This is a genomic window from Aggregatibacter sp. Marseille-P9115 (assembly GCF_920939465.1).
GTDB classification, from domain to species: Bacteria; Pseudomonadota; Gammaproteobacteria; order Enterobacterales; family Pasteurellaceae; genus Aggregatibacter; species Aggregatibacter segnis_B.
This window is the reverse complement of the sequence record NZ_OV100759.1, coordinates 227,859-241,025: the sequence shown is the minus strand read 5'-3', so window position 1 is coordinate 241,025 and position 13,167 is coordinate 227,859. Positions and strand designations below refer to the sequence as shown.

The 13,167-nt window shown below is 40.5% G+C and carries 13 protein-coding genes and 1 riboswitch; of the genes, 9 read left to right on the top strand and 4 right to left on the bottom strand.

Annotated elements, in window-relative coordinates; all coding sequences use genetic code 11:
* Positions 1 to 95 precede the first annotated feature (95 nt).
* On the top strand, positions 96 to 1,520 hold the full coding sequence (lpdA, locus tag LQ983_RS01075; RefSeq protein WP_230621336.1) for a dihydrolipoyl dehydrogenase: 1,425 nt from the start codon (positions 96 to 98) through the stop codon (positions 1,518 to 1,520).
* Between the two features lie 49 nt (positions 1,521 to 1,569).
* On the opposite strand, the gene yvcK is transcribed toward lpdA, so the two are convergent.
* Positions 1,570 to 2,538, bottom strand: a complete 969-nt coding sequence (gene yvcK / locus LQ983_RS01070; protein WP_230621335.1) for a uridine diphosphate-N-acetylglucosamine-binding protein YvcK — start codon at positions 2,536 to 2,538, stop codon at positions 1,570 to 1,572.
* Positions 2,539 to 2,764: 226 nt separating this feature from the next.
* Positions 2,765 to 2,926, top strand: a riboswitch (molybdenum cofactor riboswitch).
* Here yvcK and moaA point away from each other — a divergent pair.
* The 6 genes from moaA (at position 2,915) to LQ983_RS01040 (ending at position 6,465) form a co-directional block, all read left to right on the top strand.
* On the top strand, positions 2,915 to 3,928 hold the full coding sequence (moaA, locus tag LQ983_RS01065; RefSeq protein ID WP_230621334.1) for a GTP 3',8-cyclase MoaA: 1,014 nt from the start codon (positions 2,915 to 2,917) through the stop codon (positions 3,926 to 3,928). Its footprint overlaps the riboswitch before it by 12 nt.
* 52 nt (positions 3,929 to 3,980) lie before the next feature.
* The gene (gene moaC, locus LQ983_RS01060) at positions 3,981 to 4,463 is read left to right on the top strand and encodes a cyclic pyranopterin monophosphate synthase MoaC (RefSeq protein WP_162540452.1); all 483 of its coding nucleotides are present in this window, start codon (positions 3,981 to 3,983) and stop codon (positions 4,461 to 4,463) included.
* Positions 4,463 to 4,708: a molybdopterin synthase sulfur carrier subunit gene (gene moaD / locus LQ983_RS01055; RefSeq protein WP_048750413.1), complete on the top strand. Its 246-nt coding sequence runs from the start codon at positions 4,463 to 4,465 to the stop codon at positions 4,706 to 4,708. Before moaC ends, moaD begins: the two co-directional genes overlap by 1 nt.
* Positions 4,709 to 5,164, top strand: a complete 456-nt coding sequence (gene moaE / locus LQ983_RS01050; protein WP_230621333.1) for a molybdopterin synthase catalytic subunit MoaE — start codon at positions 4,709 to 4,711, stop codon at positions 5,162 to 5,164. It begins immediately after the preceding gene.
* A gap of 207 nt (positions 5,165 to 5,371) precedes the next feature.
* A complete protein-coding gene (gene sspA / locus LQ983_RS01045; protein WP_230621332.1) occupies positions 5,372 to 6,013 on the top strand; it encodes a stringent starvation protein SspA in 642 nt (213 codons plus the stop codon).
* Between the two features lie 11 nt (positions 6,014 to 6,024).
* Positions 6,025 to 6,465, top strand: a complete 441-nt coding sequence (locus LQ983_RS01040; protein ID WP_230621331.1) for a ClpXP protease specificity-enhancing factor — start codon at positions 6,025 to 6,027, stop codon at positions 6,463 to 6,465.
* A 162-nt stretch (positions 6,466 to 6,627) separates the two neighbouring features.
* Here the strand turns inward: LQ983_RS01040 and asnS are convergent, their stop codons facing one another.
* The gene (gene asnS, locus LQ983_RS01035) at positions 6,628 to 8,031 is read right to left on the bottom strand and encodes an asparagine--tRNA ligase (RefSeq protein ID WP_230621330.1); all 1,404 of its coding nucleotides are present in this window, start codon (positions 8,029 to 8,031) and stop codon (positions 6,628 to 6,630) included.
* 196 nt (positions 8,032 to 8,227) lie between these two features.
* Here asnS and LQ983_RS01030 point away from each other — a divergent pair, with 196 nt between their 5' ends.
* Complete coding sequence (locus LQ983_RS01030; protein ID WP_230621329.1) at positions 8,228 to 9,436, top strand: ROK family protein; 1,209 nt, start codon at positions 8,228 to 8,230, stop codon at positions 9,434 to 9,436.
* Between the two features lie 93 nt (positions 9,437 to 9,529).
* Positions 9,530 to 10,258, top strand: a complete 729-nt coding sequence (gene bioD / locus LQ983_RS01025) for a dethiobiotin synthase (protein WP_230621328.1) — start codon at positions 9,530 to 9,532, stop codon at positions 10,256 to 10,258.
* Positions 10,259 to 10,390: 132 nt separating this feature from the next.
* On the opposite strand, the gene pyk is transcribed toward bioD, so the two are convergent.
* Both pyk and LQ983_RS01015 read right to left on the bottom strand, forming a co-directional pair.
* Complete coding sequence (gene pyk, locus LQ983_RS01020; protein WP_230621327.1) at positions 10,391 to 11,830, bottom strand: pyruvate kinase; 1,440 nt, start codon at positions 11,828 to 11,830, stop codon at positions 10,391 to 10,393.
* Positions 11,831 to 12,074: 244 nt separating this feature from the next.
* Complete coding sequence (locus LQ983_RS01015) at positions 12,075 to 13,064, bottom strand: ribonucleotide-diphosphate reductase subunit beta (RefSeq protein WP_230621326.1); 990 nt, start codon at positions 13,062 to 13,064, stop codon at positions 12,075 to 12,077.
* Positions 13,065 to 13,167 lie beyond the last annotated feature (103 nt).

The following is a 13,167-nucleotide window of genomic DNA, read 5'->3' as shown; positions in this document are numbered from 1 at the left end:
TGTGCCTCTCTCATTTGAGAGAGGCATTTTAAAATTTTTAGCGCTTGATTAAATGAAGTGCGATCATAAAAAAATCGCATTTTTAAGGAGACAAAATGAGTAAAGAAGTGAAAACCCAAGTGGTTGTGCTTGGCGCAGGTCCGGCAGGTTATTCCGCTGCATTCCGTTGTGCTGACTTGGGCTTAGAAACAGTCATCGTTGAACGTTATTCTACTTTGGGCGGCGTTTGTTTAAACGTAGGTTGTATTCCGTCTAAAGCGTTATTACACGTTGCAAAAATTATTGAAGAAGCTAAACACGTTGAACATCACGGCGTTGTTTTTACTGAACCAACTATTGATTTAGATAAAATCCGTGCCGGTAAAGAAGGCGTGGTTTCTCGCTTAACCGGTGGTTTAGCCGGTATGGCAAAAATGCGTAAAGTGCAAGTGGTGCAAGGTGAAGCTAAATTTGCTGATTCCCATACTTTAGCGGTAACTGACAAAGACGGTAATGTCACTAACGTGAAATTTGATAATGCGATTATCGCGGCGGGTTCTCGTCCAATTGAATTACCATTTATTCCACACCACGATCCACGAGTTTGGGATTCTACGGATGCGCTTGCATTGCGTGAAGTGCCAAAAGAATTGTTAATCATGGGCGGTGGTATCATCGGTTTGGAAATGGGGACCGTTTACCAAGCGTTAGGTTCTAAAGTTGATGTGGTTGAAATGTTCGACCAAGTGATTCCTGCTGCAGACAAAGATATCGTTAAAATCTTCATTAAACGTATTGAGCAAAAATTCAATTTAATGCTTGAAACCAAAGTGACTGCCGTAGAAGCGAAAGAAGACGGCATCCATGTGTCTATGGAAGGTAAAGCTGGCAACATCACCAAACGTTACGATGCCGTATTAGTGGCTATCGGTCGTACACCAAACGGTAAATTGCTTGATGCAGAAAAAGCTGGCGTCAACGTTGATGAACGAGGTTTCATTCGTACCGACAAACAAATGCGTACCAATGTTTCTCACATTTTTGCTATCGGTGATATAGTTGGTCAACCAATGTTAGCCCATAAAGGTGTTCACGAAGGTCACGTTGCCGCTGAAGTGATTGCAGGCAAAAAACACTATTTCGATCCGAAAGTGATTCCTTCTATTGCCTATACCGAGCCTGAAGTGGCATGGGTGGGTAAAACTGAGAAAGAATGTAAAGCGGAAGGCTTGAACTATGAAGTGGCGAACTTCCCGTGGGCGGCTTCCGGTCGTGCGATTGCCTCTGACTGTGCCGATGGTATGACGAAACTGATTTTCGATAAAGATACTCATCGCGTATTAGGTGGAGCTATTGTAGGTACCAACGCAGGTGAATTGTTAGGTGAAATCGGTTTAGCGATCGAAATGGGCTGTGATGCGGAAGACATCGCGTTGACCATCCACGCACATCCAACCTTACACGAATCTGTCGGTTTAGCGGCCGAAGTCTTCGAAGGTTCCGTCACCGACTTACCAAATCCAAAAGCGAAGAAAAAATAATTTGCTTGATTAAATATAAAAGCCTTTCCAAACGGAAAGGCTTTTTTTATTAAAGCGAGGTGGGTTCGGAATGTTCTTCTTCCGGCGATTCTAAGAGTTCGCCTAGGAGTTCGTTGATAGCGGAGCAGAGGAGAGCGCGATCGTGGCGATAGGAAATATCGTCTGCATTAAGGCGACCCGCTAGGATTTTGATCTCCATAGGTTGGCTATTTTGTACGGCATTAAAGGGCACAATTGCACCATCGATGATAGGTTGACCAACGGTTTCATTGATCCAGTGAATGCGATCAGCAAGAGAAAGACTGGAGGCCGGGCTGTGCTCAATACCTAAATTATCAATAAAGATCTTTTTTGCTTCGCTTTGTCGAAGTTGTTCGGTAATTTCCGGTAGAAGAATAGGCGGCATAATGCTGGTGAGGAAACTACCGGGGCCAAATAAAATCAGCTCAGCTTCTTTTAGCGCTTGAATTGCTTCCGGTGTGGCGGTGACGTAAGGCACCAGAAAAATGGATTTGGGTAGCTCAGTTAAGCTATCGACGCTGACTTCACCAACAACGCTGTTGCCGCCGTTTAATACCGCCGCGAGGTGTACCGATTGTTCCGACATCGGGACAATAAAAGATTTTACATGCAATAATTCGCGAATGAGATTGACGGCTTCCGTTGGGCGAATATGCATATCTTCTAGGGCTTTGAGCATGAGATTGCCGAGGTTATGCCCCGCCAATTCGCCGTTGCCACCAAAACGATATTCAAACAATGCGGAGGCGGTGCTTGGTTCCGTGATGATTTGATTTAAGCAGTTACGTAAGTCTCCCCAGGCAATGCCACCTTGATTGGTACGAATTCGGCCGGTTGAACCGCCGTTATCGGTGGTGGTAACAATGGCGGTAAGACGTTCTTTCAAAAAACTTAAAGAAGACACCACGCGGCCGAGTCCATGCCCACCACCAATAGCGACGACTTTTTTGAGTGTGCTTAAATTTTCGTATTGTTGATATCCTTTAAAATCCGCCATCTTATTTCCCTTATCAATTTTCGTGCGCAATTATAACCTGCTTTATGAGCCTGTACAGATTGGTAATTATTATTAGGTATATTAGTCATTGTTTTTGGGCGTTTTATTAACGCTATATAAATTTATATATAATTGATTTTAAAGAATTTTATGAATTTATAACCTAGATCAAATTAATTGATTGCTTTTGTTTTCGTGAATCTTTTACAATGCTGCAAAATTTATTAACCGCATGTAACTCCGAGCTTACTCACCTACGTTTTGCGCACAATGTGTTGAACACAAAATAGGGTGGTAATGCCAATAATACGAAGTCGGTATTATTCAGGGATACGTTGGAAACGATTTATCCTCTCCGTTTTTAGAAAGGTGTCAAATGCAAACCATTCCAATCAAAAATGTTGGCGCGGCTCAACTCGTTGATTCGTTCCAGCGTGAATACTACTATTTGCGACTGTCGATTACCGATATGTGTAATTTCCGTTGCAATTATTGCCTACCTGACGGCTATCAGCCTGAACCTAATAAGCCGAGTTTTTTAACCTTGGACGAAATTCATCGCTTGGTCAGTAGCTTTGCGCTGATGGGAACGGAAAAAGTCCGTATTACCGGTGGCGAACCGACCTTACGTAAAGACTTCCTGCCAATTGTCGAAAGCATTCGTGGCATTGATGGTATCAAACAAATCGCACTGACCACAAACGGTTTTCGGTTGCTTAAAGATGTCGCTGCTTGGAAACAAGTCGGTGTGACGTCTATTAACGTCAGTGTGGATAGCCTAGATGCAAGAATGTTCCAGCGTATTACCGGTGTCGATAAGTTTGATGACATTATGCGTGGTATTGATCGCGCTTTTGAATGTGGCTATCAAAAAGTCAAAGTCAATTCTGTATTAATGAAAGATTTGAATGATAAAGACTTTTCCGGTTTCTTGGCATGGATTAAAAATAAGCCGATTCAAATGCGTTTCATCGAGTTGATGCAAACCGGTGAAATGAATTCTTTCTTCCAAAAACATCATTTATCGGGACAGATTTTAGAACAGAAACTTTTGCAAGACGGCTGGCAGTTGCAGATAAAAAATCGTTCTGATGGCCCGGCAAAAGTTTTCCGTCACCCGGATTATATGGGTGAAATCGGCTTAATCATGCCTTATGAGAAAAATTTCTGCGCCAGCTGTAACCGTTTGAGAGTTTCTGCCAAAGGGAAATTGCACCTTTGCTTATTTGGTGAAGAAGGGATTGATTTGCGTGATTTGTTACAATCTGATGAACAACAAATGCTTTTGCAATCAAGAATTTTCTCTGCGTTACAAGGTAAGCGTGAACACCATTATCTGCATGTCGGCGATAGCGGCGTGCGTAATCATTTAGCCAGTATCGGCGGTTAATTTACGCCGATACTGAAAACATCAAGAAAACCAACCGCACTTTTAAATTATCATGACCACATTTACTCATATTAATGCGAATGGCGAGGCGAATATGGTGGATGTTTCCGCCAAAGCTGACACCGTTCGCGAGGCGCGTGCTGAAGCCTATATTCGTATGGCGCCGGAAACCTTACAAATGATCCTCTCTGGACAACACCACAAGGGCGATGTGTTTGCTACCGCTCGAATTGCCGGTATTCAAGCGGCGAAACGCACTTGGGAATTGATTCCGTTGTGCCATCCTCTTTTACTTTCAAAAGTCGAAGTGAGTTTGACCGCACTTCCTGAAACCAATCAAGTGCGCATTGAAAGCCTGTGCAAATTAAGCGGTAAAACCGGAGTAGAAATGGAAGCATTAACTGCCGCAAGCGTTGCCGCATTAACCATTTACGATATGTGTAAAGCGGTGCAAAAAGACATGGTGATTGAAACGGTACGTTTGTTAGAAAAGAGCGGTGGAAAATCCGGGCATTTTATTGCGGAGGAGAAATAATGTTACGTGTTTTATTTTTTGCTCAAACTCGAGAATTAATCGGTTTGGATGCCATTGAAGTGAACGAAAATTTCGCCACGGTAGAAGAATTACGTCAACATCTTGCGGCGAAAGGTGATAAATGGGCGTTGGCATTGCAATCGGATAAACTTTTGGTGGCCATCAATCAAACCTTAATGCCGTTAGAAAGTGCGGTCAAAAATGGTGATGAAATTGCGTTTTTCCCACCGGTGACCGGGGGCTAAATGAACGATATTCAAATTTCCGTGCAAGAGCAGACGTTCGACCAAAATGCCGTTTATCGCTGGTTAAGTGAAGAAAATTCGGTTGGTGCTACAGTAATGTTTGTGGGCAAAGTGCGTGATATGAACTTAGGGGATGAAGTCAGTAGTTTGTATTTGGAACATTATCCGGCGATGACCCATAAAGCGTTGATGGATATTGCTCAACAGGCAAAAGTGCGGTGGGATTTACAAAAGATTTCTATCATCCATCGTGTAGGTGAATTGAATACCGGTGATGAAATTGTGTTGGTGGGAACAGCTTCTGCGCATCGTGGCGATGCTTATCACGCAAATGAATTTATTATGGATTATTTAAAAAACCAAGCGCCTTTTTGGAAAAAAGAACAAACCGAAAAAGGGGAGCGTTGGATTGAAGGCCGCGACAGTGATTATGCAGCTGCCGATAAGTGGAAATAAGAGAACTCATTGATTTTACTTATTCGTATTTGAAAAAGAAAAATCCGTTTTTTATAAAACGGATTTTTTTATGCTTATTAAAAATAAAATATCATGCCTTTTCTTGGAAAAGACATGACGCTTTATGCTAGAATAGTCGACCATTTTTCCCGATATGAGGCATATCGGTTGAATATTTCAATTATTACCAAGTCGTCGGAGGAATAGATGACAAGTTCTGCAAATAAACGTTCTGTGATGACGCTATTTTCAAATAAAACCGATATTTATTGTCACCAAGTGCGTATTGTGTTGGCTGAGAAAGGCGTAGCTTATGAAACGGAAATTGTAGATCCGCAAGCATTATCAGAAGATTTAATGGAACTCAATCCGTACGGTACTGTGCCTACGCTAGTCGATCGTGATTTAGTGCTGTTTAATTCTCGCATTATTATGGAATATTTAGACGAGCGTTTCCCGCATCCGCCATTAATGCCGGTTTATCCGGTGGCTCGTGGAAAAAGCCGTTTATTGATGTTACGTATTGAGCAAGACTGGTATCCAACGTTGGAAAGCGCGCAAAATGCGGCTTCCGAAACTGAACGTGCGAATGCCTTAAAACAATTGAAAGAAGAAATTCTTGCGATTGCACCGATTTTTAATCAAACCGCTTATTTTATGAGTGAGGAATTTAGCTTAATTGACTGCTATGTGGCACCGTTACTATGGCGTATGCAGGAATTAGGTGTCGAGTTCAGCGGTGCTGGCAGCAAAGCAGTGAAAGCCTACATGTCTCGTATTTTTGAACGCGATTCTTTCTTGCAATCCGTGGGCGAATTAGCGCCGAAAAACTTAATGGATGAAAAATAATAGGCGATTTAATGGAATATAAATCATCTCCGAAACGTCCTTACTTGTTAAGGGCTTATTACGATTGGTTGATCGATAATGATTTCACACCGTATTTGGTGGTTGATGCCACTTATTGGGGCGTGAAAGTGCCGGTAGAGTATGTCAAAGATGGACAAATTGTATTGAACTTGTCTGCCAATGCCACCGGAAATTTACAGTTAACCAATGATTTTATTCAATTTAATGCCCGTTTTCGTGGCGTGCCACAGGATATTTACATTCCAATGGGGGCAGCATTAGCAATTTATGCGCGTGAGAATGGCGATGGGGTGATGTTTGAGCCTGAAGAGGCTTATGATCATCTGGAGCAAACAGAAGAACAGCCTATTGGATTTGAGAAAGCTGTCGATAAAACGGATAAACCGAAAAAGGCAGGGAAATCAACATCTCACTTACGTATTGTGAAATAGTTGCTCGATCATCAGATTAAAAAACTTTGAAAAAAGATACCGCACTTAGCTATCTTTTTTGTTATTCAAAGCATCAAAAGTGCGGTCAATTTTAAACCTGTTTTTCTAGCTATAAAAAAATCGCCTCGTTAATTCAACAAGGCGATTTTATTTACTCGTAAATTAAAAGTTTGCGTTGCGTGGTGCTCGCGGGAATGGAATCACATCACGAATGTTTTGTAAACCGGTGACATAAACAATCAACCGTTCAAAACCTAAACCAAAGCCGGAGTGCGGCACAGTGCCATAACGGCGTAAATCACGGTACCACCAATAATCTTCAGGATTTAAGCCCATTTCTTCCATGCGTTTATCTAGCACATCTAAACGTTCTTCACGTTGTGAACCACCAATGATTTCACCGATTCCCGGTGCTAACACATCCATCGCTGCAACAGTTTTTCCGTCATCGTTTAAACGCATATAGAAGGCTTTGATGTCTTTTGGATAGTTTTTTACCACAACAGGCGATTTGAAATATTCTTCTGCCAAATAACGTTCATGTTCGGAAGAAAGGTCAATTCCCCAAGAAACCGGGAATTCAAAGGTTTTTCCGGATTTCAATAAAATCTCAATGGCATCGGTGTAATCTACTTGGGCGAAATCGGAATGAATGAAACGTTCTAAACGATTAATGACATCACCATCAACATGTTTAGCAAAGAATTCCAAATCATCACGACGCTCAGCTAAAACTGCGCGGAAAACATATTTCAACATATCTTCGGCAAGTTTTGCGTTGTCTGCGAGTGTTGCAAAAGCCACTTCCGGTTCAATCATCCAGAATTCGGCTAAGTGGCGAGTTGTATTGGAGTTTTCAGCACGGAACGTTGGCCCAAACGTATAGATTTTACTTAAGGCACAAGCGTAAGTTTCACCGTTTAATTGACCTGATACGGTTAAGAATGATTCTTTACCGAAGAAATCTTGGCTAAAATCCACCGCACCTTTATCTGTGCGCGGTAAGTTTTCTAAATCTAACGTAGATACGCGGAACATTTCGCCCGCACCTTCCGTATCGGAAGCGGTGATTAATGGCGTAGCAACCCAATAAAAACCTTGCTCGTGGAAGAAACGGTGAATTGCTTGCGCCAAGCAGTGACGTACACGCGCAACAGCACCAATGATATTGGTTCGAGGACGTAGATGCGCGACTTCGCGTAAATATTCGATTGAATGACGTTTTGCCGCCATTGGATAGGTTTCCGGATCTTCGACCCAACCGGTGACTTCAACACTTTCTGCTTGTAATTCGACCGCTTGACCTTCTGCCGGGGATTCTACAACAGTACCGGTGACAATCACAGAACAGCCGGCTGTTAAGTGTAATACTTCAGATTCATAGTTGACGATATCATTATTTACGATAGCTTGAATAGGAGCAAAGCAAGAACCGTCATAAATGGCGAGAAAGGATAGGCCTGCTTTGGAATCGCGACGAGTACGTACCCAACCACGTACAGTCACTTTTTCGCCAATTGCAATTTTGCCTTGTAGTACATCTACAATTGATGCAATTTTTGTCATATATACCTCAGAATTAATGCATTTTTAGAAACCGCGTTAGTTTACCTCAAGTTCGAAAATTTTCAAAAATCTATCAGTTGGTTTTTATTTTTGTGACAGGAGACACAGATTTAAAGCAAATTTCTTGAGTAAAAAGTGCTAACTGGTATAACTACGTTCGTCAAATTAACTATGATAATAAGTATGGACGCATTGAATGAATAAGGAAGAAAAAACACCCTCACGCCTAATTCAATTAGGCAGAATTTACCGTTTAATTGAACAATTTGAAGAAATTTCCCGTATTGAACTTTCAAAACTTTCCGGATTTGCTCCTGCGACGATTACTTCTCTTATTCGCGATCTCATAGAAAAGCATTTAATTATGGAAAAAACAGTGCGTAACACAGACAATCGTGGACGCCCAGCGATAGCGTTATGTGTTTCTCCCATCTATTGGCAGTCCTTATGTGCCACATTGATGGAAGATCGTTTTGAAATCACGCTTAGTGAGCTTAATGGTGTTATTGTTAAACAAAAGATTTTCCTACTATCAACAAATAAATTGCCAACGCTCGATGAGTTTTTAGTCAATAGTATTGAACAATTTCTTAATAAAACGAAAGAATTATCAAATTTAATTACATTTTCAGTCACTGTTGGGGGGGAATTGGATAAAGACGGAAATCTAATAAAACTAGGAAGCCAGAGATTTAATCAATTAAATCTTAGAACATTATTTTCGCCTTATTTTGATGTCCCGATTTTAATTTCAGAGTATTTTAAGACGTGGTTATTAGCTGAATCAACTTTAGGTAATGCAATTAATTGTGATGATGCTTTATTTATCCAATTAGATGATGAAGTTAATTTTAACGTATTGTCAGAAGGGAATATTTTATTTAATCGAGAACATGAGCGAATTAATGTTAATCACTTAGTCGTTCCTCGCTTAAATGAGCTACAAGCCCTAATTAATCGTGATTTACCGGAAGTGGAGCGTTATCAAGTAAAAAATCAGATTACGCATAGAGCCATAATTCAGCTCATTGACTTACTGTATCCGAATAATCATTTTTCTACGAATGCAGATAAAATCGGTTTTTTATGTGAGAGTATTCTTCAACAGGACAAAACGGCGCTGCGAATTTTGGATCATTTGACGGATTGTTTAGCCTATATTTTGATGAATCTTCTTCACATTTTTTCAGTTCAAAAAGTTATGCTAAATTCCAGTATGTTGATGGTTAAAGATATTTTGCTTGAAGAACTTAATCAAAAACTCAATACTTACTTTTCTCATGGAAAGGTGGCAGAAGTCGTGATGGGTAAATATGAATGGAATAGTCCGGTTGTTGCCGCTGCTGCAATTAAACAAGGAATTTATGACGGTACTTTGTTAAGCGATTTGGATCAACTGGAATAAATTGTAAATAAATTCAGCAAATTTGTTTTAGCTCAATACTACTCATTAGAAATTCTCTTAGAATTTTGAAAAAGTATGAAAAAGGGGATATTAATGAGTAGTTTTTTTGTCACCGGAACTGACACAAATGTAGGGAAAACCGTGGTAAGTCGGGCAATTATGCAGGCCTTGCAAAAAGTGGGTGTGCAAGTTGTCGGCTATAAACCCATTGCATTTGGTCAGGATGAAATGATTTATCCGCCACATAATTTATCTGAAAATAGCGACTATGACACGAAAGATAATCCTGATGTATTAACGTTAATGGCGAGTACAGAAGAAAAAGTTAGTTATGAAGAAGTGAATAGCTATACGTTTTTACATACGATACCTATCTTAACAGAAGACAGTAAACGGGTTCATATTGAAAAATTAAATAAAGACTTGGCTCATTTACGTGATAAATATCAATCCGTTGTTGTTGAAGGTTCTTTTGGGTGGCTAACACCAATTAATAAAGATTACAGTTTTGCGGATTGGGTTGCTGAGCATCATATGCCGGTTGTTGTTGTGGTTGGCATTAAAGAAGGTTGTATCAACCATGCTTTATTAACAGTGCAATCGATTATTGATAAAGGATTGCCGTTGTTGGGTTGGGTAGCTAATCGAATTAACCCTGGATTAGGGCATTACGCAGAAGTGATCGAAACCTTGAAACAAAAAATTGATGCCCCGTTATTGGGCGAGGTTTCTTATGTTCACAAACCGGAAGAGCAAGACTTAAGTCGTTTTATTACTAACGTAGATCGTTTAACTTATATGAAAACCGAGTTGGTTGCTTAATGCCGTAGAATAAAGTGCGGTCAGGAAATAAGATATTTTTAGTGAGTTAATATTTTATTCACGATAAAGACAACATAATTAATATAAAAAAGGCTTAGAAATGTTCCAAGCCTTTTGTTTTATAACAATCGATTATTCAACGGTCAGAATACGGCAAGTGTTTGTACCACTTTCGCTAAATTCAGCCCCTTGAGTTAATAACACGATATCACCGGTCATTAAGAAACCTTTGTCTTTTAGCACGCTAATTGCTTTTTGAGCACCTTCCATTGTACGGCTAACATCATTGTAAAAGACCGGAGTTACACCGCGATATAATGCGCACAAGTTTAATGTTTCTTGGTTACGGGATAAGGCAAAAATCGGTAAACCGGAACTAATACGGGACATTAATAACGGTGTACGGCCACTGCTACTCATCGCAATAATGGCGGTGACGCCTTTCATATGGTTAGCTGCAAACATGGTTGACATGGCAATGGTTTCTTCGATGTCGTCAAATTCAACATTCATACGGTGATGAGAAACGCTTGCACCCGGCATTTTTTCTGCGCCTAAACAAACTTTTGCCATTGTCGCAACCGTTTCAGCCGGGTATTGACCGGCAGCTGTTTCCGCAGAAAGCATGACCGCATCAGTACCATCCAATACCGCATTCGCCACGTCCATAACTTCCGCACGGGTTGGCATAGGATTGCTGATCATGGATTCCATCATTTGTGTTGCAGTAATTACCACTCGGTTTAATTGACGGGAACGACGAATTAATTTCTTTTGCACGGCGACTAATTCCGGATCGCCGATTTCAACACCGAGGTCACCTCGGGCAACCATGATGACATCAGCCGCTAAAATGATATCATCCATGGCTTCGTTAGATTCTACGGTTTCAGCACGTTCCACTTTGGCAACGATTTTGGCATTTAAACCGGCCTCTTGGGCTAGTTGACGAGCGTAGTTCAAATCGGCACTAGAACGCGGGAAAGACACTGCGAGGTAGTCTACACCGATACGTGCAGCGGTAATGATGTCAGCTTTATCTTTCTCAGTTAATGCGTCAGCAGATAAACCACCGCCTAATTTGTTGATCCCTTTGTTATTTGATAATGGGCCACCAACAGTAACTTCCGTGAAGACTTTTGCGTTTTCGGTAGATAACACTTTTAATTGAACGCGACCGTCATCCAATAAGAGGATATCGCCTGGAACCACATCTTGCGGTAAGGTTTTGTAATCTAATCCAACAACTTCTTGTGTACCTTCACCTTTCGGTAATTCTGCATCTAAGATAAATTTATCACCGACATTTAAGAAAATTTTGCCATCTTTGAATGTTGATACGCGAATTTTAGGACCTTGCAAGTCGCCTAAAATTGCAACAGTTTTGCCTAGTCTTTTTGCGATTTCACGAACACGTTCTGCACGACCAATATGATCTTCCGGTGTACCGTGAGAAAAATTCATACGCACTACGTTCGCACCAGCAGCAATAATTTTTTCTAAATTGTTACCGCGGTCTGTGGAAGGTCCCATAGTACATACAATTTTTGTTCTTCTTAACTTTCTAGACATTACATTCTCCATAACTATTTGTATTATAAAAACTTTAATTTTTGCGTAACTTTATATCAATTATGCTTAAAAAAACTGGGCGGTATTATACGCCTAAAATAAAATTAGATCGAGATCACATTTTAGGGAAAAGTCCTTGCAAAAAGGAAAAAGCGCTTAGTTTTGCTCATTTTCAATGTGTTGTAATAAATCCAAAGTGCGGTTAAAAATTCATTTATTTTTTGGACCGCACTTTTCGTTTACTTTAGAACAAATCCTCCGCTGTGATTTGTTTCATTTTTTTGCTGTAATCGGTGGAGCGTTTATTGAAAAAGTCGGTTTCTTTGGTAGATAGAATTTCGATATCAAACCATTCCGTTTCTTTTAATTGTTCCGGATTAATGTTGTAAACCGGTTCCAACCCTAACGCCTGTAACGAATTGTTATATCGGTTAGCAATATAGTTTTCCACGGTGGCTTTGCTTAGAAAATCCAATTCGCCGTCTTCAAAAATCCAATTCAAAATTTCTTTTTCGGCCATAAAGGCTTGGTCGGCAAGTTCTTTGAGCTCGGTGAAGAAAGCATCGGTGAATAATTCAGGTTGCTCTTCACGCAAGATGCCATAAAGGGTAATACCGAAACGACCGTGGATTTCCTCTTCTTTAGAGGTAGCTTCCACGGCGTTGGAAATGCCTTTGAATAGATTTTTATGTTTATTGAAGCTCATCATGATGACAAATTGGCTGAATAAGGAAATGTGTTCCACAAATAGGGAAAACATGATTAACGATAATACGAAGTCTTGTTGGCTAACGTCTTTTCTACGCATAAAGGCTTCCATATATTCAATACGCGCCATGATGGCTTTGTATTGGCGCACATTAAGGAACATTTCATTAAGACCTAATTTTTCTAACAAGAACGAGTAAGCGTCTTTATGACGAATTTCCGATTCAAGAAAACTGCCGCCCACATCTTCAATTTCCGGCTTTGGGAAGTAGTTATATAAATTGCCCCAGAAACGTTTGACGCTCACTTCAATTTGTGAAATCGCCAACATGGTTTTGGTGATAACGGTGCGTTCCACATCGCTGATATGTGTACGGAAATCCTGAATATCTCCGGTGAAGTTAAATTCCGTGTGTAACCAATAAGAGTGGCGAATGGCGTCTTTAAATTCTAAAAGTTCCGGATATTCGTAAGGTTTAATTTCAAAGCGTGGAATAAACAAGCTGCGTTTTTGGGTGGCATTCATTTTGTAATCCTCGTGATTTATATATTATTAATGGCAGGCTACCAACCTGTTTTATAAAATTTGGCACGAGCTAGAAAGCCGCGCCATCGTTGTTTTAATCGGA